The organism is Terrabacter sp. Root85 (genome assembly GCF_001429185.1).
Taxonomy (GTDB): domain Bacteria; phylum Actinomycetota; class Actinomycetes; order Actinomycetales; family Dermatophilaceae; genus Terrabacter.
The window spans coordinates 164,468-186,588 of sequence record NZ_LMIW01000013.1 but is presented as its reverse complement, the minus strand read 5'-3'; the positions used below and the strand labels follow the sequence as shown (position 1 = coordinate 186,588).

Here is a 22,121-nt window from a genome sequence, read left to right as displayed (position 1 = left end):
GGCGGGGTGGAGAAAGGCGCTGCTCAGCCGGAGCGTCCCTGCTTCCAGTACCCCATGAAGGCGACCTGCGGACGGGGCATGCCTCCCTCGCCCACGAGGAGGCGCCGACAGGCCTTGACCGTGTCGGAGTCGCCGGCGACCCAGGCATACGTGTCGCGATCGCCTGGTCGTGGCCGCGCCCGCCGGGATGCCGTGACGTCGTCACCCGAGGAGCTGTGGGCCGGGGTCTCCCACACGGCGTCGTCGAGGTCGGTCGATGGGCCGAGGGACGAGGCGTCGGCGACGGCACGCTCCGGGTGCAGGTCCAGGCGCTCGCGCAGCACGGCGAGGGTCTGCTCGCCCCTGGGGCGGGCCCCGCGAGCGATCCAGTGACGCTCGATCCCGGCCGGGAAGCGGACGTCGAGGAAGTCCGTGGCGTCCGGCACCTCCACGACGGCCACGCCCCGGGTGCAAGCCGGCAGGGACTCGACGATGGACGCGAGCGCAGGCAGGGCCGTCTCGTCGGCGACGAGGAGCAGTCGCCCCGCGGCGCCCGGGTCGAACTCGATCCCTCCGAAGGCGTGTTCGTGACCGCGGCGCGGGGCAAGCAGGCCGACCTCGTCGCCGACGGCGGCTCGCGCCGCCCACGTGCCGGCGGGACCGGCAGCCGCGCCGCCTGCGCCGAGCGGGTTGGCCGCGCCGAGCGGGCCGTGACCGTGCAGCACGAAGTCGACGACGAGCTGGCGGTCGTCGCCCTCCCCCTCGACGCCGCGGGCCGTGTAGGTGCGCAGGTGACCACGGTCGGCCTCCGGCAGCGCGAGCCACGCGGCATACCACCCGTCGGGGTCGAGGAGCGCGCTCGGCGCCGGCCTCCCCGGCGACGGGATGAGCAGCTTGACGCGTTGGTCGAGCGTGGGCCCCTCGGGGCCGAGGTGCTCGAAACCGTTGCCGCCCAGACGGATCCGGACGAAGGACGGACTGAGTCGCTCGACCCGTCGGACGACGGCGGTCAGGAGCAGGACGGGGCTGACCGCGGTGGTGGTCACGAGGTGGCTCCGCTCTGGTGGTGGGTGGAGGTGGGCACGACGAGCGGCGAGCCGGTGACGGGGTCGGTGATGACACGGCTGCGGAGGCCGAAGACCTGCGCCACGAACTCCTCGTCGACGAGGTCGGCCGGCGCGCCGCTGCCGACGAGACGGCCGTCGCGCAGGGCAACGACGTGGTCGGCGTAGCGGGCCGCCAGATTGAGGTCGTGCAGCACCATGACGACGGTCGTCCCCCGGCTGCGGTTGAGGTCGCGCAACAGGTCCAGGACGTCGACCTGGTGCGCGAGGTCGAGGTAGGTCGTGGGCTCGTCGAGGAGCACGACGTCGGTCTCCTGGGCGAGGGTCAGGGCGATCCACACGCGCTGTCGCTGGCCGCCGGACAGCTCGTCGACGGGTCGCTCGGCGAGCTCGATGGTCCCGGTCGCCCGCATGGCCCTGGTGACAGCCTCGTCGTCGGCCCGCGACCACCGGCGGACCAGTTTGCGGTGCGGGTGCCGGCCGCGGCCGACGAGGTCGACGACGGTGATGCCCTCGGGCACGGGCGGGCTCTGCGGGAGGAGCGCGACGTGGCGGGCGAACCCCTTGGGCCGCAGCGACCAGACGTCGTCGTGGGCGCCGTCGGAGGCGAGGTGGACGCTGCCCTCGGTGGGGCGCAACAGACGTGCGAGCCCGCGCAGGAGGGTCGACTTGCCGCAGCCGTTGGGCCCGACGACGACGGTGATCCTGCCCGCCGGCACGTCGAGGTCGAGGTGCTCGACGACCCGCCGACCGTCGTAGGAGAGGGTGAGGTCGCGGGCACGCAGGGCCGTGCCGTCCACCGGGGTGGGGGCGAAGGTCGTGGAGGTCATGTCAGGCCTTTCCGGCTCGGCCCGCGGTGACGACGACCGCGAGCATGAGGGGTGCGCCGAGGGCGCCCGTGACGACGCCGACGGGGAGGTTGACGTCGGGGATGAGGTAGTCACCGGCGAAGTCCGACAGCACGACGACGACGGCCCCGATGAGCGCCGCCGCCCACAGCGAGGGGCGCCCACCGCAGAGGCGTCGCGCGATCGGCCCCGCCAGGAAGGCGACGAACGCGATGGGACCGGTCGCGCTCGTCGCGACGGCGGCGAGGGCCACGGCGACGACGAGCCCGAGACGAGCCCGACCTGCGGGCGCCCCGAGGGTCGCCGACAGGTCGTCCCCGAGCTCGGCGAGCCGCATCCACCGCGCGCACACCGCGAGCAGGGGCGCGAGCACGAGCACCGCGACCGAGAGCATCCCGATGACCGGCCACGTGGCGCGTGCGAGGCTCCCGGTGAGCCAGACGAGGGCAGCCTGCGCGTCCTGGATCGAGGTGCGCGTCATGACGAACTGGATGACGCTCGACAGGAGGGCGGCGACGCCGATGCCGACGAGCACCATCCGCTGGCCGGCGAGCGTGGTCCCCCGACCGACGGCATGCATGAGCAGGCCGACGGCCACGGCACCGACGAGGGCTGCGGCCGGCAGCCAGAGGCCCTGCGCGTCGAGGAAGGTCAGGGCGATGACTGCTGCGGCGGACGCGCCGACGCTGATGCCGATGATGTCGGGGCTCGCGAGCGGGTTGCGCAAGGTGGTCTGGAACATCGCACCCGCCGCCCCGAACGCCAGACCCGCGAGGAGCCCCAGCAGGGCACGCGGCACCTTGGCCTCCATGACGATGAAGGAGGCGCCCGGAGCGTCGGGGAGCGCCTCGCCCCGGAGGATGGGCAGCAGGTCGGTGAGCGCGACGACGTAGTCGCCGAGGAGCACGCGGACGAGGACTGCGGCGACGGCAGCCACCGCGAGGGTCGCGATGACGAGGCGCACCCGACGCGTGGGACGCCTGCGGGCTCGCACGACGCGGGCGAGGTCGGCGGGTTCTTCCGCGGCCACGGCACGCGGGTCGGCGCAGGCCCCGGTCGGGGTGAGCACGTCGGCGGTCACAGGCTCGCCATCCGTCCGCGGCGCACGAGCACGACGAAGAAGGGCACGCCGATGACAGCGGTCATGATGCCGGCCTGCACCTCGCTCGGCCGGGCCACGAGCCGTCCGACGATGTCTGCGGCGAGCAGCAGGATCGGCCCGGCGGCGAGACACACCGGGATGACCCGCCGGTGGTCGGGGCCGACGACGGAGCGGGCGACGTGCGGCACGACGAGGCCGAGGAAGCCGATCGGCCCTGCGAGCGCGGTCGAGGCGCCGCAGAGGACGGCGACGCCGACGGCGACGGTGGCCCGGGCGAGGATGACGTTCTCGCCGAGACCGCGGGCCAGGTCGTCGCCCAGCGCGAGGGCGTTGAGCCGGCGCACGGCGAGGAGGACGACGACGAGCCCCACGGCGAAGAACGGCAGCACGGTGACGACGAGGTCGAGCCCCCGGCCCCCGATGGTGCCGACCTGCCAGAAGCGGAAGGAGTCGAAGGACTGCTTGCTCGAGACGAGGAGCCCGGACGACCAGCTCGCGAGACCAGCCGCGACGGCGGCCCCGGCGAGCGTGAGGCGCAGGGGCGATCCACCACCGGCGAGCCCGGCGAGCGCGTGGACGAGGACGGCCGCGAGGCCGGCACCGGCCATCGCCCACCAGACGTAGCCGCTGAGCGAGCCGACGCCGAAGACCGAGATCGCCACGACGACGGCCAGTCCGGCGCCGGCGTTGACGCCGAGCAGTCCCGGGTCGGCGAGAGGGTTGCGGGTCAGCCCCTGCATCGCCGCGCCCGCGACGGCGAGGGCCGCACCGACGAGGACGCCCACGACCGTCCGGGCGACGCGGGCCTCGACGATGCCGCTGTCGGCCACGCCGTCGCCGTGGCCCGTGAGCACCTGCACGACGTCGCCGAGAGGAATCGCTGTGGATCCCAGCACGATCGACGCGACGACGGCCATGACGAGCACGACGAGCAGGGCGAGCAGGAGGGCTGCGAGCCCGGGGAGGGTCGCCTCGCCGGGGGCCACCCGCTCCTCCCGTGCTGCGGTCTGGGTGGCGCTCATCGGGCGGCGTCGGCCTTGTCGGCCGCGGCCGCCACGAGGGGCACGAAGAGACGGGTCATGTAGGGGATGGACAGCGGCGTCGGCGAGCTCATCGTCAGACCGACCTTCTGGTCCTTCGTCGCGACGAGCGCACCCGCCTTGATCGCGGGCATCTGGCCGACGAGCGGGTCCTTCCTCATGACCCCGACCTCGGAGTCCTCGGTGATGTACGTGAGGAAGACGTCGGCCTCGAGCGTCGAGGCACGCTCGGCGCTGACGGTCAGGTAGAACTCCTTGGAGCCCTTGGCCTGCTCCTCGACGACCGTCGCGTTCTTCATGCCGAGCTCGGTCAGCATCTGCGGCCGGAGGTCGCTCGGGGTGTAGAAGCCGATCTGCGACAGGTCGGTCGGGGCGACGTAGCCGTAGATGAAGGTCTTGCCGGCGAGCTGCGGGTACCTCGCCTTGGCCGCCTCGAGCGCCGCGACGGTCTTCGCCTCGACGGCAGCCGCCTGCTTCGAGCGCCCGAGCGCCTTCCCGATCGTCTCGAGCGAGTCCTGCCACGGCGTGCCGTAGGCGACCTCCGGGTAGGCGACGACGGGTGCGAGCTTGCTCAGCTTGTCGTACTCGTCCTTCGTGATGCCGGAGTTCGTCGCGAGGATGAGGTCGGGCTGCAGCCGGGCGATCTCCTCGACGGGGTTGCCGTCGGCGTCGTCGAAGCGTGTCGGCGCGGTGCCGCCGAAGGTGGCCAGCTGCGCGTCGAACCAGTCCGTCGAGAGGTTCGCGTTGCCGCCCCACGTCACCTTGGGGGCACCGACGGGGGCCACCCCGAGCGCCGCCACGTGGTCGGCGTCGGACCAGCCGAGGGTGACGACCCGCTGCGGCTCCTTCGTGATGGTGGCCGTCCCGAAGGCGTCCTTGAGGGTGACGGGGTATGCCGTCGGGTCGGCTCCCCTGGCGCCGGCCCCTGCCGCCGCTGCGCCCGCGGGGGTCGGGGCGGAGCCCCCGGTGGGTCCGGTGGTGCAGCCGGCGAGGACGAGGGCCGCGGCGACGGCGGCGAGGAGGGCGGTGCGAAGTCGCGACACGGTGGGATCTCTCTGTCGAGTCGACGAAACATTAGGTGAGGCTTACCTTAGTAAGCCTCACCTAACTGATGTCAAACCCGACCCGGCATGCGTCCGGCCCCGTGCGCTCGCACGGGGCCGGACGGCATACGTCGTCGTCGAATCGCCTTGCGGCGGAACGGATCTCCTAGAGGGCGCCACCCAGGGTGACGCCACCGTCGATCGTCAGCGTCTGACCGGTGACCCACGACGCGTCGCTGCTCAGCAGGAAGCTGACGGCGCCCGCGACGTCCTCGGGCAGGCCGAGGCGCTTCATCGGATAGGCGCGGACGACCTTCTCCTCGCGCCCCTCGTAGAGCGCCTCGGCGAACTTCGTCTTGACGACCGCGGGGGCCACGGCGTTGACCCGCACGTCGGGACCGAGCTCGTAGCCGAGCTCGGTCGTCAGGTGGATGAGCGCCGCCTTGGACACGCCGTACCAGCCGATGACGCCGCTCGCGCCCTGGCCGGCGACGGAGGCGAGGTTGACGACCGCCCCCGGATGGGCCTCGTCGCCGAGCCCGGCCGCGACGGCCTTCTTGATCCACGAGAAGGCGGCGACGACGTTGACGTCGAGCACCTTGCGCGCGATGTCGAGCCCGGTGTCGAGCATCGGCCCGTAGACAGGGTTGATGCCGGTGTTGTTGACGAGCAGGTGCAGCCCGCCGAACGTCTCGCGCGCCGCGCTGATGACCTCGTCCTGGTGGTCCTCGTCGGCTGCGTTGCCGGCGATGCCGAGGGCGTGCTCCGGACCGCCGAGCGTGGCGACCGCCTCGGCGAGCGCGTCCGGCTTGCGCGCCGTGATGACGACCTTGGCCCCCTCGGCGACGAGGCGCTCGGCGATCCCGAGACCGATCCCGCGGCTGGCACCGGTGATGATCGCGACGGCACCATCGTGGCGCCCGCCGCGTGCGTCGGCCGCCATCAGAAGCCGAGGTCCCGGCCGATGAGCTCTTTCATGATCTCGTTGGAGCCGGCCCAGATCTTCGTGACGCGGGCGTCGCGCCAGGCGCGGGCCACGCGGTACTCGTTCATGAAGCCGTACCCGCCGTGCAGCTGGACGCAGTGGTCGAGCACGTCGTTCTGCACCTCCGAGCTCCACCACTTCGCCTTGGCGGCGTCGACGGCCGAGAGCTTGCCCTCGGCGTGGGCCGCGATGCAGTCGTCGACGTAGGCCTCGGCGACCTCGATCTTCGTCACGAGCTCGGCCATGAGGAACTTGTTGTGCTGGAAGGCGCCGATCGGCTGGCCGAACGCCTTGCGGTCCTTGGCGTACTGGATCGTCTCCTCGAGGATCGCCTTGGCGTGCGCGACGTTGGAGACGGCGGCGCCGACGCGCTCCTGCGGGAGGCGCTGCATCATCGAGATGAAGCCCATGCCCTCTGGGCCGAGGCGGTTCTCGTCGGGGACGCGGACGTTCTCGAAGAAGAGCTCGGCCGTGTCGGACTCGTCCATGCCGACCTTGTCGAGCTTGCGGCCGTTCTCGAAGCCCTCCATGCCGCGCTCGACCATGAGCAGCGTGATGCCCTTGGCACCCTTGGACGGGTCGGTGCGCGCCGCCACGATGACGAGGTCGGCCTGGTAGCCGTTGGTGATGAAGGTCTTGGAGCCGTTGAGGATCCACGAGTCACCGTCCCGGACGGCGGTCGTCTTGAGCGCGGCGAGGTCGGAGCCACCGGAGGGCTCGGTCATGGCGATGGCGCAGATGAGCTCACCGCTCGCCATGCCGGGCAGCCAGCGCTGCTTCTGCTCCTCGGTGCCGAGGTCGACGATGTAGGGCGGGCACACGTCGGAGTGGATGCCGAAGCACGAGCTCGTCGCGGCGTTGAAGCGCGACATCTCCTCGGCGACGACGGCGTTGAAGCGGTAGTCGTCGACGCCGGCGCCGCCGAACTCCTCAGGGATGTCGAGGCCGAAGAAGCCCTGCTTACCGGCCTCGAGCCAGATGTCGCGCGGGATCGACTTGCCCTCGATCATCTCCTCGGCGCGCGGCGCGAGCGTGCGGGCGACGAACTCGCGCGCGGAGGCGCGCATCGCCTCGTGGTCCTCGTCGTAGATGTTGCGGGGCATAACGTCCTCCATCGGGCGTGCTCACGGGTGCGACGCGCTGGTACCCGTCGGTAACTAAGCGCTTGCTTAGTTTCCCTCCCCTGCGGCATGCTGTCAACGTGCCGCAGCCCACCACGACTCCGCCGTCCGTCGGCGCCCGGACGTCCGACCCCGACGCCTCGACCGTCGAGCGGCTCCTCCAGGCCGCGGCCCACGCGTTCGCCGACAAGGGCTTCCACGCCACGACCACCCGTGACATCGCCTCCGGGGCCGGGCTCTCGCCCGCCGGGGTCTACGTCCACTTCGGCTCCAAGGAGGAGCTGCTCTTCGCCCTGAGCCGCAGCGGCCACGAGTCCGCGCTGCGGCTCCTGCGCTCGGCCATCGCCGAGGGCTCGACGCCTGCCGAGGAGCTCGTCACCGTCATGGCGCGCTTCACCGAGTGGCACGTCGAGCAGTACCAGGTGGCCCGCGTCGTGCAGTACGAGCACCACCACCTGACCCCCGAGCACCACGCCGAGGTCCTCAAGCTGCGCAAGGAGATGGACTCCCTCGTGCGCGACGTCCTCGACCGTGGGGTGGCCGACGGCACGTTCTCCGTCGACGACAGCGCCGACACCGCGCTGGCCCTGCTCTCGATCGTCGTCGACGTGGCCCGCTGGTACTCCCCGACGATCCGACGCAGTCCCGCCGAGATCGGCGCGACGAACGCCGCACTCGCGCTGCGGCTCGTGGGCGCCGGGCACTGAGCGTGCCCCCATCGTGACCTCAGCCGTCACCGGCCACTCGGTGCTCCAGGTGCCGGTGCCGGCCCTCGAGCCGTTCGTCCTCGCCCGCACGCGGCACTACGACGCCGGCTACGTCTCGGCAGACCCGGACTTCGTCCACGCGCACGTCACGGCGCTCGCGCCGTTCCTCGACCTCGAGTCCCTGACGCAGACAGCGCTCGACGTCGTCGCCGAGATCGCCGCAGCGACAGAGCCTTTCGCGTTCACGCTCGAGGCCGTCGACACCTTCCCCAACGGGATCGTCCACCTGCTGCCCGAGCCGTCGGCGCCCTTCGCCGCCCTCACCTCGCGGCTGTGGGACGCCTTCCCCCAGTGCCCGCCGTATGCCGGTCGCTTCGGTGACGTCGTGCCGCACCTGACGCTCGACGCCCTTTCCGACGTGGTCACCGAGGAGTCGACCCGCAGGCTGGCCGCTCCCCGTCTCCCGGCCCGCTGCCGGGCCGAGCGACTCGACCTCGCGTGGTACGAGCCGGGCGCCTGCAGGGTGCTCCGGTCCTGGCGCCTCACCGGCGCCTGAGACGTCAGCTCGTCGTCGAGCCCATCGCCGACGTCGGCGTCACGGGGGCGGCGGCGCCCTCCTCGGGCGCGGCGGCGCCCTCCTCGGGCGCGGCGCCGTCCTCACGCGGCGGCGCTCCCGCAGGGCCGAGGTCGATGGTCAGCCGGGGCAGGAAGAACTGGACCAACGGGCCGATCGTCACGGCATACAGCACGGTGCCGAGGCCGACGGGTCCACCGAGCAGCCAGCCGACCGCGAGCACGACGACCTCGATGGTGGTGCGGACGAGCCGGATCGACAGCCCGGTGCGCCGCGCGAAACCCGTCATGAGCCCGTCGCGGGGGCCGGGACCGAGCTGGCTGCCGATGTAGAGGCCACCGGCGACGCCGTTGAGCACGATGCCGGACGCGAGGAGCGCCACCCGGGCCGACATCGCCTCGGGCGGCGCGATGAGGGCGAGACCCGCGTCGGCGGCGAGGCCGATGACGACGACGTTGGCCACGGTGCCGAGACCGGGCCACTGTCGCAGCGGCACCCAGAGCAGCAGGACGAGCGCACCGACGATGATCGTCACCTGACCGAAGGTCAGCGGCACGTGCGTGGCGATCCCGGCATGGAAGACGTCCCACGGGTCGAGGCCGAGCGTCGAGCGGATCATCATCGCCATGGAGACGCCGTAGAGCACGAGTCCCACGAGGAGCTGGACGACGCGGCGCGGGAGGCGGCCGGCGCGCAGCTGCTGGCGCGGCGTGAGGTTCGCGAGGGGGACGTGACGTCTCATACCGTCCATGATGCCGGCCAGTGGACTGCCTTTTAAGGGCCAGTCGTGGGACAGTGGACCGGTGCGCACCATCTCGGCCCGGTCACTGGCCCTGCTTCTCGGGTCCGGTCCTCTCCCCCGGCCGGCCTATCGCGGCCTCGCCGACGGCATCCGCCGGCTCGTCTCCGACGGACGGCTCCTCGTCGGGACGCGGCTGCCGAGCGAACGCACGCTGACGACCGAGCTGGGCCTGAGCCGCACGACCGTCGGTGCGGCCCTCGACGCCCTGCGCGACGAGGGGTTCGTCGCGACGCGGCGCGGCTCGGGAAGCGTCGTCTGCCTCCCGGCCGGGCCCTCGGGCCTCGCGCTTTCGCAGGCCGGCCTCATCCCCACCGACGTGCCGCCGGACGTCATCGACCTCACGTATGCCGCCCTCCCGGCCGCCGCCGGTGTCACCGCGGCCTACGAGCGGGCCCTTCTCGAGCTGCCGCGCTTCCTCGCGACCGCAGGCTACGACCCACGCGGGCTGCCGGAGACACGCGCCGCGGTGGCCGCCTGGTTCGAGGGCCGGGGGCTGTCAACCTCCCCCGACCAGGTCGTCATCACCTCCGGTGCGCACGGCGGACTGTCGGCCGTGCTCCGCTCCCAGCTGGACACCGGTGACCGGGTCCTCGTCGAGAGCCCCACCTACCCGAACGCCATCGTGGGGGTGCGGCGTTCGGCATACCGCGCAGTGCCCGCGCAGCTGACGGCGACGGGGTGGGACGTCGAGGCGATCGAGGTCGGGCTGCGTCAGAGCGGTGCTCGGGCGGCATACCTCATCCCCGACCACCAGAACCCGACCGGACTCGTCATGGATGCGCCCACGCGACAGGCGCTGGCCGGCGTGCTGGCCCGGGCGAACACCGTCCCGGTCATCGACGAGACGTTCGTCGAGCTCGGCCTCGACGACCCGGACGGCGCGGCACGAGCGGCGCCCTTCGCGGCCTCCTCCCCCGCCGCCCACACCCTCGGCAGCGCCGGCAAGACGTGGTGGGGCGGCCTGCGCGTCGGCTGGGTGCGAGCACCCCGCGGTGGTGCCGAGGCCGTCATCGAGGCCCGCCACAGCCTCGACCTCGGCACGGCGATCCTCGAGCAGCTCGTCGTCACCGACCTGCTGCGGCAGGGTGAGTCCCTGCTGACCGAGCGCCGGCGCGAGGCGCGATCCCGGCGCGACGCCCTCGTCACGGCCCTGCGCCAGCACGTCCCCGACTGGCGCCTCACGGTGCCCTCGGGCGGCCTCAACCTCTGGTGCGAGCTGCCGGAGGCCAGGGGCGACGAGCTCGCTCGGGTCGCCGAGTCCGCCGGCGTCCGGCTGGCCCGCGGTGGACAGTTCGGGGTCGAGGGCGGTTTCACCCGCTGGGTCCGGGTGCCCTTCTGCGTGGCACCCGACGAGGCCGACGAGGTCGGCCGACGGCTCGCCACCGCCTGGCAGCTCGCGCTCGGCGAACGCCCCACGACTCGCGAGGTCACGCCCCTCATCGCCTGACCGTGCCAGCGCCTCGGGGCTGCGAGACTGGCCCGGTGAGCAACGACGGAACCGGGCGCATCACCTCCTGCCGGTGGGAGCACGGCAAGGTCGTCGACGAGGGCTTCCCGCTCGAGGACGTGTCCGAGCTGCTGGGTCGCGAGGACTCGCTCATCTGGGTCGACCTGTGCGAGCCGGACCACGCCGGCCTGCGCGCCCTGTCCGCGGAGCTCGGGCTCGACCCCCACGCCGTCGAGGACGCCGTCTCCGCCGGCGAGCGACCGAAGGCGACCCGGCACGCCAAACACACCTTCCTCACCGTCTATGCCACCCGGCTCGAGCCCGGCGGCACCTCGACGGGCGCCAACGGTCCTGAGCCCCTGGGGCCGGAGTCCCGCCTGCGCACGGCACGGATCTCGGCGTTCGTGTTCCCGGGCGGCATCATCACCGTCCGCGGCAGCGACGAGGTCGACATGCAGCAGGTGCTCGACCGGTGGAACGACGACCCCGAGCTGCTCGCGCTCGGCGTCGGAGCACTCGTGCACGGGCTGCTCGACACCGTCGTCGACGGGCACTTCGAGGCGATCCAGCAGCTCGACGACGCGATCGAGGACCTCGAGGACCTCCTCTTCGACGAGAGCGGCCGCACGCACGCCGTCCAGGTGCGCACCTACCGGCTGCGCAAGGAGCTCGTCGAGCTGCGACGTGTCGTGCTGCCGATGCGCGACGTCGTCAACGCGGTGCTGCGTCACCGGGGTGAGCTCGACCAGCGGCACACCGAGCTCGACGGCTTCTACGACGACCTCTACGACCACGTCCTCCGGGCCGCCGAGTGGACCGAGTCGCTGCGCGACATGGTGACGACGATCTTCGAGACCAACCTGTCGCTGCAGGACGCCCGGCTCAACACGGTGATGAAGAAGCTCACCGGCTGGGCCGCGATCATCGCCGTCCCGACCGCCGTGACGGGATGGTTCGGCCAGAACGTGCCCTACCCCGGTTTCGGTCGACCCTGGGGCGTCCTCTTCAGCGCGGCCGTCATCGCCGGCGTGGCCGTCACGCTCTACGGCGTCTTCCGGCGCAAGGGCTGGATCTGACGCGAGAGGGCCGGGATGCGTGCATCCCGGCCCTCTCGTCGACGGCGTCGCCCTCGCTCGCGGTCAGTCGCGCGTCAGCTTGCGGTAGGTGACGCGGTGCGGACGGGCGGCCTCCGGACCGAGGCGCTCGACCTTGTTGGCCTCGTAGGACTCGAAGTTGCCCTCGAACCAGTACCAGCTGGCGGGGTTCTCCTCGGTGCCCTCGTAGGCGAGGATGTGCGTCGCGACGCGGTCGAGGAACCACCGGTCGTGGGTGATGACGACGGCGCAGCCGGAGAACTCGAGCAGCGCGTTCTCGAGGGAGCCGAGGGTCTCGACGTCGAGGTCGTTGGTCGGCTCGTCGAGGAGCAGCAGGTTGCCGCCCTGCTTGAGCGTGAGCGCGAGGTTGAGACGGTTGCGCTCACCACCGGAGAGGACGCCCGAGAGCTTCTGCTGGTCGGGGCCCTTGAAGCCGAACTGCGACACGTAGGCCCGTGAGGGGATCTCGACGTTGCCGACCTTCATGTGGTCGAGGCCGTCGGACACGATCTCCCAGAGGTTCTTCTTCGGGTCGAGACCCTCGCGGCCCTGGTCGACGTAGGAGATCTTGACGGTCTCGCCGATCCTGACCTCGCCACCGTCCGGCTCCTCGAAGCCGACGATCGTCTTGAAGAGGGTCGACTTGCCGACGCCGTTGGGGCCGATGACGCCGACGATGCCGTTGCGCGGGAGGGAGAAGGAGAGGTTGTCGATGAGGACGCGCTCGCCGAAGCCCTTCTTGAGGTTCTTCACCTCGATGACCGTCGAGCCGAGGCGCGGGCCCGGCGGGATCTGGAGCTCCTCGAAGTCGAGCTTGCGGGTGCGCTCGGCCTCGGCCGCCATCTCCTCGTAACGGGCCAGACGTGCCTTGCTCTTGACCTGACGACCCTTGGCGTTGCTGCGGACCCACTCGAGCTCGGTCTTGAGCCGCTTGGCCAGCTTGGCGTCCTTCTTGCCCTGGATCGTCAGTCGCTCGGACTTCTTCTCGAGGTAGGTCGAGTAGTTGCCCTCATAGGGGTAGAGGCGACCGCGGTCGACCTCGGCGATCCACTGGGCGACGTTGTCGAGGAAGTAGCGGTCGTGGGTGACCGCGATGACGGCGCCGGGGTAGCCCTCGAGGTGCTGCTCGAGCCAGAGGACCGACTCGGCGTCGAGGTGGTTGGTGGGCTCGTCGAGCAGCAGCAGGTCGGGCTTCTGCAGGAGCAGCTTGCACAGGGCGACGCGGCGGCGCTCACCTCCGGAGAGGTTGGTGACGGGCGAGTCCGGCGGCGGGCAGCGCAGGGCGTCCATCGCCTGCTCGAGCTGGCTGTCGAGGTCCCACGCGTCGGCGTGGTCGATGTCCTCCTGCAGCTTGCCCATCTCGGTGAGCAGCGCGTCGTAGTCGGCGTCGGGGTCGGCCATCTCGGCCGAGATCTCGTTGTAGCGGTCGAGCTTCGCCTTGATCTCGCCGGCGCCCTCCTCGACGTTGCCGAGGACCGTCTTGTCCTCGTTGAGGGGCGGCTCCTGCAGGAGGATGCCGACGGTCGCCCCGGGGGCCAGACGCGCCTCGCCGTTGCTCGGCTGGTCGAGTCCGGCCATGATCTTGAGGATCGTCGACTTGCCGGCGCCGTTGGGGCCGACCATGCCGATCTTCGCGCCGGGGTAGAAGGACATCGAGACGTCATCGAGGATGACCTTCTCGTTGTGTGCCTTGCGCGCACGGGTCATGGTGTAGATGTACTCGGCCATGCGCAGAAGGCTATCTGTCAGCGAGCGCGGCACCGAATCGGTGTCCGCGCTCGCGGACCCTCGTCGGCGTCAGGCCGTGAGCCGCTCGACGACCTCGTAGTCGTCGGTCTCGGGATCACCGGTGGCGAGCACCCCGCCGGCGTCGTCGCGCGCCCCGTCGGCCGGGGCCGCGCCGGGGTCGTAGTCGTCGTCGACGACCCCGTCCGCGTCGACGTGGGCGGGGCGCTGGTCGGCGACGGCCGACTCGCCCTCGGTCAGGGCGCGCACGGACGCCTGGACGTCGGGGTCAGCCGTGCGGTCCTGGCCGAGCGCGGCCGCGCGGCTGACGCGCTCGAAGCTCGCGCGTCCCCACGACAGGTCGTGACCGACGTGGTCGGCGTCGATCTCGGGCGAGGTGCGCGGCTGGCCGTCGTTGCCGACGTACTGCTTGATCGACAGGTTGCCCTCGACGATGACCGGCTGGCCCTTGCGCAGCGCCGAGGCCGCATTGGCCGCGAGCGCGTTGAACGCGATGACGCTGTAGAAGCTCGTGTCCCCGTCGACGAAGCGACCGTCGGCAGTGCGGCGGTAGGGCGTCGTGGCGACGCGGAAGGTCGTGAAGATGCTGCCGTTGCGGCCGTGTCGCTCGACGGGCTCGGTCACGACGTTGCCGTGCACGGTGATGCGGGTCTCGTTCATCGCTGCTCCTCGGAGGGTTCCAGGGGCGGCCTCGCGCCGCCTGCACCCACCCTCGGACGCGACGGGCCCGGGCGACAGCGGGCGTCAGCCGCCTGTGGACACCAGGACTCCGGGCCGAGGGGATGTGGACAGCGCCCCCTGCGCCCGGGGGCGCGTCAGCCGGCTGCGGCCTCGAGGTGCTCGCGGGTCTCGCGGTGACGCAGGAGGACCTCGTCGACGGGGATGAGGATGTGCTCGTCGGCCACGGCCGCCACGGACTCGGTCAGCCGCTTGCCGACGACGGTCCGCCGGTGCCGAGCCCCGACGCGCGCCCACCACCGGGACAGGATCCCGAGCCCGACACCGATCAGCACGCCGACGACGAGCATGACGAGCGGGAGCGGCAGGATGCCGACGGCGGGGGTCTCGGGGCGCGGGAGCTGCAGCAGCGCGAAGCCCCACAGCACGGCGTACCAGATGAGCCCGGCCAGGGCGACGAGACCCAGCACCCACTGGAGGATGTTGACGACGAACCACCAGACCGGCCGGCGCGCGCGAAGGGAGGTGCCGATGACAGCACGGTCGAGCGAGTCGCTCAGCGCGCCGTCGCCGCCGTCGACGGCGTCCTCGACGGCCTGGGCCCAGCGGACCGGCAGCCCCTCGGACGCGTCGCGCACGAAGCTGCGCGTGGCCAGGTCGACGGCAGAGGCGGTCGACACGGTCGGGGCCGGGATCGACGACCGGCCGAGCACGGCACGCACGTCGGCGCCGTCGATCTCGACGGGGATCGGCGGCCGTCCGCCGGTGCGGTCGAGACGGAGACGACGGAGCGGGTCCGAGGCGAAGCCCTTCGTCCATCGGGCGAAGAGCCAGCCGGTGTGCGCGAACGCCTCGCGACGGTAGTCGCGCGCGACGGCGTCGAGGACGATGGGGACACCCGCTGCGCGAGCCAGCGAGGTGTCGAGGGCCTCGCGCGGGACACGGCCCACGTCCGCCTCGGAGTCGGCGACCCCGGGACGCAGCTTCGTCGCGGCACCGACGACATCGGCCTTGAGGCGCTGACGCGAAGCGGCATGTCCGGCAACGGCATTCGCCAGTCGCTGCTTGAGCTCGGGAATCCCCTGGCCGGTCAGGGCGGACGTCGCGAGCACCTTGGCGTCGGCGACTCCGTCGGCCACGAGGAGCTTCGTGAGGTCCTGGGTGAGGACCTTGACACCCTCGGCGGTCAGACGGTCGGCCTGGTTGAGCACGCCGAGGGTGACGGCGTCGTGGTGCGACAGGAGGCTCACGAACTCGTCGTGCAGGCGGGCGTCGGCGTACTTCTGTGGGTCGGTCACCCAGACGAAGACGTCGACGAGCTCGAGCACGCGCTCGGCCTCACGACGGTGCTCGAGCTCGCGGGAGTCGAAGTCCGGCAGGTCGAGGAGCACGAGCCCGTCGAGGGAACCGGCGACCTGGACGGGCCTGTCCCCCGCACCGGCCGACGACTCGACGACGTGACGGGAGGCCACCCCCAGCCACTCGAGCAGCTCGGACGCGTCGGCGTCGCCCCAGAGGCCGGCCGTCGGGCGGGACGTCGTCGGGCGACGGGCACCGATCGTGGCGACGTCGGCGCCGACGAGGGCGTTGAAGAGCGAGGACTTGCCGCTGCCCGTCGCCCCGGCGAGGGCGACCACCGTGTGGTCACCGGCGATGCCGGAACGCTCGACGGCCCGGTCGACGACCCGTCGCGCGACCTCGACGCCCGAGGGGTCGAGCTCGTCGGCACCCGACACGAGCGCCATCGACAGCTCGGTCGTGCGCGTGCCCAGCTCAGCCGCCGAGACCGTCGCCACCCGGGCGCGGCCCATCCTGATCGGGCTCATCGCGCAGCCTTGACCGCTGCAGCGGCCGCGGTCAGGTGCTCGGTCTGGTCGGTGTCGACGTGCAACGTCGTGACAGCTCCTTCGTAGCGGGCGAGCTCGGCGGCATACAGCACGTCGACGCGCGCGGTCAGCTGCTCGCGGGCCTGGCGCGCGAGCTCTCGGACGGCCTGGTCGCCGAAGACGGCCTCGAGCAGCTTCTGGCCGACGACGGCCGTGCCGCCCGCGATGCCGACCTCGGCGCCCGTGATCCCAGCCGTGCTCGCGAAGGTCACGAGCATGAGGACCACGCCGAGACCGTTGACGCCGTAGGCCATGATCCGGGCCGTCGTGCGGCGGTCGCGACCCTCGTCGCGGACCATCTGGAGGATGTCGCCCTGCCAGTCGCGGACGAGGCGCTGGATCCGCTTGTCGAGGTCGGTGCCCGAGCGCGCGAGGGCCGGGTCGGCGGTGAGCAGCTGGTCGCCGCCGGGCAGGGTGCGCCACGAACGCGAGATGGCGCCCGCCGCGAGCTCGGCGCGGTTGACCACGAGGGACTCCACACCGGACTGGAGCGCCTCGCCGAGGTGGTCGGCCCGGGCCGGCTCTCCCTTGAGGAACGACGTGAACCGGTCGCGCACCCTCGAGACGGTCGACTCGACCTGCCGGAAGAACTCTCCGGTGCCGACGAACTCCTGCCAACGGGCGAGCACCTCGCCGCGCAGCAGCGTGCCGTCGAGCATGCCCGCGTGGACCTGCGCCCTGGCCTCGTCGTAGGCCGCTGCGGCCGCGTCGACGAGCGCCCGGCCCGCCGCGGTCTGGTCCTCGGAGGCGGCCACGAGCGACTGGGTGCGGGTGTCGAGCGAGACCAGCGCCCCCTGGAGGGTCTGGCGCACGACGTCGGCGCGAGCCTGCGCATCACCGGCGAGAGCCGCGAGCCAGCCCCGCAGTCGTTCGGTCTGGTCGGCAGGCAGCAGGCCGTCGACCAGCTCGGACTCGACGACCGTGAAGATCGGCGCCTGGTCGAGCCCCTGCTCGCGCAGCATCGACGCGAAGTGCGTGCGGATCTCGTCGACGGCGCCGGCGGGCACGCGGTCGAGGACGACGGCGACGGCGGTGCCGCGTTCGAAGGCCTCGCGCAGCAGCTCCCACGGGACGGCGTCGGCGTAGCGGGCGGCCGTCGTGACGAAGACCCAGAGATCGGCGGCCGCGAGCAGCTGCGTCGCCAGGTCACGGTTGGCCTCGACGACGCTGTCGATGTCGGGCGCGTCGAGCAGGGCCAGCCCGGCGGCGACCTCGTCCGTCGAGACGAGGCGCACCGCGCCCGGGCCGTCCGACGACGAGTGACGACCGGTGATGCGGGCCAGGGTCGGCAGGATGCGCGGACCCGAGAACCACGCGGCGTCGGAGGGGTGGTGGATGAGCACCGGCGAGCGGGTCGTCGGCCGCAGGACGCCGGGCAGGGTCACCTCGCGCCCGACGACGGAGTTGACGAGCGTCGACTTGCCGGCGCCGGTCGACCCGCCGACGACGGCGAGGAGCGGGGCGTCGAGCGAGGTCAGGCGCGGGATGACGTAGTCGTCGAGCTGGTCGAGCAGACGGGTGCGCGCCAGGCGCGCAGCCGGGGCCGACGAGAGGTCGAGGGGCATGGAGGCGTCGGAGACGGCAGACCGAAGTGCCTGAACGCTCGCGAGGAGACGGGCATTGCCCACCCCTGAATCACCTGCCACGCCCGTATCCTTCCGTGTCGCACTGGCACAACCAAACTGAAAGGCGGCGCGCCTCTACGACATACCCCGAGTCGTGACCTGAGAGTGCCACGCGGGCACCGGATCCGCCCGGTGGACACGGGCGTCCGGCCGCTCACTCGTCCGGCCGACCAGCCCGTTCCCGGCGCTCGGCCGCCACGGCACGGGCGACGTTGCCGTGGAGGTGGTCGGCACCGAGCCGTTCCATGACGCCGTCGAGCTCGAGCGTCGACCGCACCGAAGCCTTGAGCCTGGCCAGCCGCAGGACGACCCCGGAGTCCTCGGCCAGGTCGAGCACGTCGGCCAGCTTGGCCGACCCCTGGGAGTCGACGTAGTCGATGCCGCCGCAGTCCAGGACGATCCCCTTGACAGCCGGGTCCTCGTGGATGACCTCACGGACGCGGTCCTCGAGGGCGTCGGACGTGGCGAAGAACAGCCCTCCGTCCATCCGGATCACCACGATGCCGGGGACCGTCTCACCGTCGGGGTGGTCGGCGAGGTCGCGGTAGACGTCCGTGCCCGGCTCGCGTGCGAGCGTCGGGATGTGCGGTCGGGTGGAGACCTTGATGAGCCAGAAGATCGACAGCGCCACCCCGATGATGACGCCGGCCAGCACGCCGAAGACGAGCGCGCCGAGCAGCGCCGCGACGGCCACCGCGAAGTCGAAACGCTTGACACGGAAGAGGCGTCGCATCTCCGGGAGATCCATCATCCCCATGACGACGGCCTCGATGATGATGGCGGCCAGCACCGGCTTGGGCAGGTCGGAGAAGAGCGGCGCCAGGAGCAGCAGCGTCAGGAGGACCGCGAATCCCGTGGTGAGCGAGGCCAGCCCCGACTTGGCGCCGGAGTGGTCGTTGAGCGAGCTCGCCGACAGGCTGGTCGAGACGGGCATCCCCTGCAGGACGCCCGAACCGGCGTTGGCGAACCCCTGCGCGACCGACTCCTGGTCGATGTCGATCTGGTAGCGGTGCTTGGCGGCGAAGGCGCGCGCGTCGCCGGCGGTCTGGGAGAAGCCGATGAGCACCAGGGCGAAGGCCGCCACGGCCCCGACTCCGACGTGGTCCCACATCAGCTGCATGTCGGGCAGCACGAGGGTGGGCAGACCTCTCGGCACGTCTCCGACGAGGGCGACGCCGTGGTCACCCAGACCTAACAGCCACGAGGCGAGCAGACCGCCGACCACCAGCACGAGCGCACCCGGCACCTTCGGCGCGACGACGCGCAGACCGAAGACGACTGCCAGCGAGAGGACGCCCACCAGCACCGTCGTGCCGTGCGCGTCGCCGAGCGTCGTGAACCACGACCGCAGCTCCTGGAGCGGGTTGCTCCCCGACACCTTCGTGCCGGTGAGCTTGGGCAACTCGCCGATGACGACGTCGATCGCGGCCCCGAAGAGGAATCCGGTGACGACGGCACGGGAGAGGAACTGGGCGATCCACCCCATCTTCAGCACCGCGACGAGCAGGTAGAGGACCCCGGACGCGAGGGTGATCCCCGCGACGAACGACGCGACGGCCTTCTCGTCGGCGATGCCGGCCGCGAGGACGGCGCTCGCCGCGACGGCCGCGAGTCCCGAGCTCGGCCCGACCGAGATCTGCCGGCTCGTGCCGAAGATCGCGTAGAGGATCGCCCCGGCGGCTGCCGCGTAGAGGCCGTTCTGCACGGGAATCCCTGCGATGCCGGCATAGCCGAGGTTCTTCGGGACGACGAGCGCGAGGACGGTGACGCCGGCGATGAGGTCTCCCCTGAGCCAGCTGCGGTCGTACGAGCGCAGCCAGCCGATGATGGGGATCCTGCTGACTCCAGAGGCTCGATCCGACATGAGCGCGCCGCCCTCCCGTCAGGCGCGCGGGCGACACCGGGGGCGGTGCGATCCATCACACGCCGGCTGACGCCTCCAGCATCGCAGCCGACGACGGAGCGCGCCGAGTATTCCGGCAGGCCGGTGCACAGTGCCCCCGGCAGGACTCGAACCTGCGACCAAGAGATTAGAAGGCTCTTGCTCTATCCGCTGAGCTACAGGGGCGGGTCGCCCGATCCGGGCGCGGTCCAATGATAGGCACCGCGAGGCGCCGCGCCGGCTCAGGTCACGGGCGAGCCGACGAAGTCACGACGGTGCGACGTGATCGCCTCGAGCAGCACCAACTCGCGCTCCGACGCCCCGTCCTCGGCGGTGCCGTGGACGAGCCGCGAGCGCAGCAGCGCCAGGTCGCTCGCGCTGTCCTGGAAGGCGTCCATCGACCGCTTCGCAGGGCGACCGCCGTTCTGCCGCGCCCAGGCCCGCGCCGCACGACGCAGCCGCAGGTGGGAGAGCATCGTGACCTCGGCGTGGGTGAGCCAGCCGGCGTCGGCGTACGGCGAGAGGTAGCGCCCGATGAGCCGACCCTCCCGCCGACGCAGCCAGAGAAGGAAGCCGATGAAGGCGAGGAAGAGCGGCACCTGGTAGGAGACGTAGGCCGCGAAGAAGCCGTCCATCCCCGCGAGCGCCGAGAGGTTCCAGAGGCCGTGGAGCAGCATGGCGCAGAACCACCCGGCGAGGATCGAGACGACGCGCACCGCCGGACGTCGGGCGGACACGGCGATGCCGATCCCGATGCCGGTCAGCGACGTGAAGAGCGGGTGACCGAACGGACCCATGAGCCCACGGACGAGGAAGGTCGACGTCAGGCCCTCACCGCCGTACTCGTTGTAGGCCTGCCCGAGGTAGAGGATGTTCTCGCTGAAGGCGAAGCCCGCCCCGATGAGCCCGGCGTAGACGATGCCGTCGATGATCCCGTCGAACTCGCGCCGACGGAACAGGTAGATGAGCAGGATGCCGAGGCCCTTGAGCGTCTCCTCGGTGACCGGCGCGAGGTAGACGGCACCCGTCTCGAGCGGGTCGGTCCAGCGCGCCTCGACGAGCATCTTGAGGCCGAAGGTGTTGAGGAAGAAGGCACCGACGACGGCGACGAGCGCCCCCCAGAGGAAGGCGAAGACGATGTAGCGCGCCGGCTCCGCCTCGTAGCGGTCGAGCCAGAGGAAGGTCGGCACGATGACGAGCACCGGGATGATCGCCATGAGCGCCGACGTGACGATCGTCTGGGTCGTGAGCCGGTCGCCGAGGATGCCGAGCAGGATGAGCAGGCAGACGAGGAAGACCGACGCGGCGACGCCGATGGTGAGCGCGGTGCGCAGCATCGGCCGTCGGGTCGGGTTGCGCGCCGGGCTCCATTGCTGCTCCTGCCCGCCCGGGCTCGCGCCAGTCCCCTGTGTCGTCACGTCCCCTGAGGTCATGAGGGCAGGCTAGTGCAGCGCTGTGGCCGCCGACCGGGGCTCGTCCCCCTCAGCCTCTATGGTGGTCCGGTGAGTGACACCAACCACCGAGCCATCGCCGACCGGATCATCTGGATCGACTGCGAGATGACGGGCCTGTCCCTGAAGTCCGACGCCCTCGTGGAGGTGGCCGCCCTCGTCACGGACTTCGAGCTCAACCAGCTCGGCGACGGCATCGACGTCGTCGTCAAGCCGCCGGACGAGGCCCTCGAGCAGATGGACGACTTCGTCCGCGACATGCACACGAGCTCGGGTCTCATCACCGAGCTCGACTCCGGGGTCACGCTCAAGGAGGCCGAGCACATCGTCCTCGACTACGTCCGCACCTTCGTCCCCGAGCCGCGCAAGGCCCCGCTCGGCGGCAACACCGTCGCGACCGACCGCGGCTTCCTGTCGCGCGACATGCCCGTGCTCGAGTCCTACCTGCACTACCGCATCATCGACGTCAGCTCGATCAAGGAGCTCTCGCGCCGGTGGTACCCCCGGGTCTACTTCAACGCCCCCAAGAAGTCCGGCGGGCACCGGGCGCTCGCCGACATCCGCGAGTCGATCGCCGAGCTGCGCTACTACCGCCAGGCGGTGTTCGTGCCGCAGCCCGGCCCCGACAGCGCCACCGCCAAGGCGCTCGCGTCGCCTCACGTCATCGAGCACTGAGCGCTCCGGAGCAGCCCTTCGGGCGATGACGTATGCCGTCAGCGGTGCCGTCGACGGGGTGGTCACGAGCACCTCACGAGAGCCTGTAGCATTGTCGACGCCGTGACACGGCGCCGAGCCCTCGGGCCCGGCTCGTGTTGTGCATGGTGGGTGTAGCTCAGCTGGTAGAGCACCTGGTTGTGGTCCAGGTGGCCGCGGGTTCAAGTCCCGTCACTCACCCCAACGGTCCTGCTCGTCAGGACGAACGCATGGCCCGGCTCCCCGAGGGGAGCCGGGCCGTGCTGCATCTCGGACCGGTCCCGGGCTGAGGCAGGCCGGCGCCGATAGGCTCGTGCCAGCCGCTCACACCGGCCCGCAGCCCGCAACGCTGCT

At 71.7% G+C, this 22,121-nt stretch carries 19 protein-coding genes and 2 tRNA genes; 6 read left to right on the top strand and 15 right to left on the bottom strand.

The window, feature by feature from the left end; translation table 11 throughout:
• Nucleotides 1-23 precede the first annotated feature (23 nt).
• The 7 genes from ASE25_RS20065 to ASE25_RS20035 all read right to left on the bottom strand — a co-directional run bounded on the left by ASE25_RS20065 (nt 24) and on the right by ASE25_RS20035 (nt 7,164).
• Nucleotides 24-1,025, bottom strand: coding sequence for a siderophore-interacting protein (locus tag ASE25_RS20065; protein WP_056827153.1), 1,002 nt, complete (start codon nt 1,023-1,025; stop codon nt 24-26).
• Nucleotides 1,022-1,873, bottom strand: a complete 852-nt coding sequence (locus ASE25_RS20060; RefSeq protein ID WP_056827152.1) for an ABC transporter ATP-binding protein — start codon at nt 1,871-1,873, stop codon at nt 1,022-1,024. Before ASE25_RS20060 ends, ASE25_RS20065 begins: the two co-directional genes overlap by 4 nt.
• 1 nt (nt 1,874) lies before the next feature.
• Complete coding sequence (locus ASE25_RS20055) at nt 1,875-2,972, bottom strand: iron chelate uptake ABC transporter family permease subunit (protein WP_056827151.1); 1,098 nt, start codon at nt 2,970-2,972, stop codon at nt 1,875-1,877.
• On the bottom strand, nt 2,969-4,015 hold the full coding sequence (locus ASE25_RS20050) for an iron ABC transporter permease (protein ID WP_056827150.1): 1,047 nt from the start codon (nt 4,013-4,015) through the stop codon (nt 2,969-2,971). Before ASE25_RS20050 ends, ASE25_RS20055 begins: the two co-directional genes overlap by 4 nt.
• Entirely contained in the window at nt 4,012-5,076 is a 1,065-nt protein-coding gene (locus ASE25_RS20045) for an iron-siderophore ABC transporter substrate-binding protein (protein ID WP_056827149.1), read from the bottom strand. The genes ASE25_RS20050 and ASE25_RS20045 overlap by 4 nt, the downstream gene beginning before the upstream one ends.
• 166 nt (nt 5,077-5,242) lie before the next feature.
• Complete coding sequence (locus tag ASE25_RS20040) at nt 5,243-6,019, bottom strand: SDR family oxidoreductase (protein WP_056827148.1); 777 nt, start codon at nt 6,017-6,019, stop codon at nt 5,243-5,245.
• The gene (locus tag ASE25_RS20035) at nt 6,019-7,164 is read right to left on the bottom strand and encodes an acyl-CoA dehydrogenase family protein (protein ID WP_020144477.1); all 1,146 of its coding nucleotides are present in this window, start codon (nt 7,162-7,164) and stop codon (nt 6,019-6,021) included. Before ASE25_RS20035 ends, ASE25_RS20040 begins: the two co-directional genes overlap by 1 nt.
• Before the next feature lie 98 nt (nt 7,165-7,262).
• Between ASE25_RS20035 and ASE25_RS20030 the strand changes: the two genes are divergently transcribed.
• Together ASE25_RS20030 and ASE25_RS20025 are read left to right on the top strand one after the other, a co-directional pair.
• The gene (locus ASE25_RS20030; RefSeq protein WP_056775868.1) at nt 7,263-7,889 is read left to right on the top strand and encodes a TetR/AcrR family transcriptional regulator; all 627 of its coding nucleotides are present in this window, start codon (nt 7,263-7,265) and stop codon (nt 7,887-7,889) included.
• A 13-nt stretch (nt 7,890-7,902) separates the two neighbouring features.
• Nucleotides 7,903-8,445 (top strand): 2'-5' RNA ligase family protein, encoded by a 543-nt coding sequence (locus ASE25_RS20025; RefSeq protein ID WP_056827147.1) that lies wholly within the window; start codon nt 7,903-7,905, stop codon nt 8,443-8,445.
• Nucleotides 8,446-8,449: 4 nt separating this feature from the next.
• Here the strand turns inward: ASE25_RS20025 and ASE25_RS20020 are convergent, their stop codons facing one another.
• A complete protein-coding gene (locus ASE25_RS20020) occupies nt 8,450-9,205 on the bottom strand; it encodes a YitT family protein (RefSeq protein WP_056827146.1) in 756 nt (251 codons plus the stop codon).
• Nucleotides 9,206-9,266: 61 nt separating this feature from the next.
• Between ASE25_RS20020 and ASE25_RS20015 the strand changes: the two genes are divergently transcribed.
• Together ASE25_RS20015 and ASE25_RS20010 are read left to right on the top strand one after the other, a co-directional pair.
• On the top strand, nt 9,267-10,712 hold the full coding sequence (locus tag ASE25_RS20015) for a PLP-dependent aminotransferase family protein (RefSeq protein WP_056775863.1): 1,446 nt from the start codon (nt 9,267-9,269) through the stop codon (nt 10,710-10,712).
• A gap of 35 nt (nt 10,713-10,747) precedes the next feature.
• On the top strand, nt 10,748-11,788 hold the full coding sequence (locus tag ASE25_RS20010; RefSeq protein WP_056827145.1) for a magnesium transporter CorA family protein: 1,041 nt from the start codon (nt 10,748-10,750) through the stop codon (nt 11,786-11,788).
• A gap of 63 nt (nt 11,789-11,851) precedes the next feature.
• On the opposite strand, the gene ettA is transcribed toward ASE25_RS20010, so the two are convergent.
• The 7 genes from ettA to ASE25_RS19975 form a co-directional block, all read right to left on the bottom strand.
• Nucleotides 11,852-13,534 carry an energy-dependent translational throttle protein EttA gene (gene ettA, locus ASE25_RS20005; protein WP_056775859.1) on the bottom strand — a complete coding sequence of 561 codons (1,683 nt, stop codon included), beginning with the start codon at nt 13,532-13,534 and terminating at the stop codon, nt 11,852-11,854.
• 69 nt (nt 13,535-13,603) lie between these two features.
• Nucleotides 13,604-14,212, bottom strand: coding sequence for a single-stranded DNA-binding protein (locus ASE25_RS20000; protein WP_056827144.1), 609 nt, complete (start codon nt 14,210-14,212; stop codon nt 13,604-13,606).
• A 155-nt stretch (nt 14,213-14,367) separates the two neighbouring features.
• Nucleotides 14,368-16,056 (bottom strand): GTPase, encoded by a 1,689-nt coding sequence (locus ASE25_RS19995; RefSeq protein WP_056775855.1) that lies wholly within the window; start codon nt 16,054-16,056, stop codon nt 14,368-14,370.
• On the bottom strand, nt 16,053-17,681 hold the full coding sequence (locus ASE25_RS19990; protein WP_235508764.1) for a dynamin family protein: 1,629 nt from the start codon (nt 17,679-17,681) through the stop codon (nt 16,053-16,055). The genes ASE25_RS19995 and ASE25_RS19990 overlap by 4 nt, the downstream gene beginning before the upstream one ends.
• A 214-nt stretch (nt 17,682-17,895) precedes the next feature.
• Nucleotides 17,896-19,605 (bottom strand): SulP family inorganic anion transporter, encoded by a 1,710-nt coding sequence (locus tag ASE25_RS19985; protein WP_056775852.1) that lies wholly within the window; start codon nt 19,603-19,605, stop codon nt 17,896-17,898.
• Nucleotides 19,606-19,736: 131 nt separating this feature from the next.
• A tRNA-Arg gene (locus ASE25_RS19980) sits at nt 19,737-19,809 on the bottom strand.
• Nucleotides 19,810-19,865: 56 nt separating this feature from the next.
• Nucleotides 19,866-21,056 (bottom strand): PrsW family intramembrane metalloprotease, encoded by a 1,191-nt coding sequence (locus ASE25_RS19975; RefSeq protein ID WP_235508763.1) that lies wholly within the window; start codon nt 21,054-21,056, stop codon nt 19,866-19,868.
• Nucleotides 21,057-21,125: 69 nt separating this feature from the next.
• On the opposite strand from ASE25_RS19975, the gene orn reads away from it, so the two are divergent.
• Nucleotides 21,126-21,749 carry an oligoribonuclease gene (gene orn, locus ASE25_RS19970; RefSeq protein WP_200959189.1) on the top strand — a complete coding sequence of 208 codons (624 nt, stop codon included), beginning with the start codon at nt 21,126-21,128 and terminating at the stop codon, nt 21,747-21,749.
• A gap of 146 nt (nt 21,750-21,895) precedes the next feature.
• Nucleotides 21,896-21,971 (top strand) — tRNA-His (locus ASE25_RS19965).
• The last annotated feature ends 150 nt before the right edge of the window (nt 21,972-22,121 follow it).

Bases quoted from the DNA above. Each gene is read 5' to 3' on its own strand.
- ASE25_RS19985 (WP_056775852.1), bottom strand. From the start codon at position 19,605: ATGTCGGATCGAGCCTCTGGAGTCAGCAGGATCCCCATCATCGGCTGG.
- ASE25_RS20000 (WP_056827144.1), bottom strand. From the start codon at position 14,212: ATGAACGAGACCCGCATCACCGTGCACGGCAACGTCGTGACCGAGCCC.
- ASE25_RS20050 (WP_056827150.1), bottom strand. From the start codon at position 4,015: ATGAGCGCCACCCAGACCGCAGCACGGGAGGAGCGGGTGGCCCCCGGC.
- ASE25_RS19975 (WP_235508763.1), bottom strand. From the start codon at position 21,056: ATGACCTCAGGGGACGTGACGACACAGGGGACTGGCGCGAGCCCGGGC.
- ASE25_RS20035 (WP_020144477.1), bottom strand. From the start codon at position 7,164: ATGCCCCGCAACATCTACGACGAGGACCACGAGGCGATGCGCGCCTCC.
- ASE25_RS20020 (WP_056827146.1), bottom strand. From the start codon at position 9,205: ATGAGACGTCACGTCCCCCTCGCGAACCTCACGCCGCGCCAGCAGCTG.
- ASE25_RS20040 (WP_056827148.1), bottom strand. From the start codon at position 6,019: ATGGCGGCCGACGCACGCGGCGGGCGCCACGATGGTGCCGTCGCGATC.
- ettA (WP_056775859.1), bottom strand. From the start codon at position 13,534: ATGGCCGAGTACATCTACACCATGACCCGTGCGCGCAAGGCACACAAC.
- ASE25_RS19995 (WP_056775855.1), bottom strand. From the start codon at position 16,056: ATGAGCCCGATCAGGATGGGCCGCGCCCGGGTGGCGACGGTCTCGGCG.
- ASE25_RS19990 (WP_235508764.1), bottom strand. From the start codon at position 17,681: ATGCCCCTCGACCTCTCGTCGGCCCCGGCTGCGCGCCTGGCGCGCACC.
- ASE25_RS20060 (WP_056827152.1), bottom strand. From the start codon at position 1,873: ATGACCTCCACGACCTTCGCCCCCACCCCGGTGGACGGCACGGCCCTG.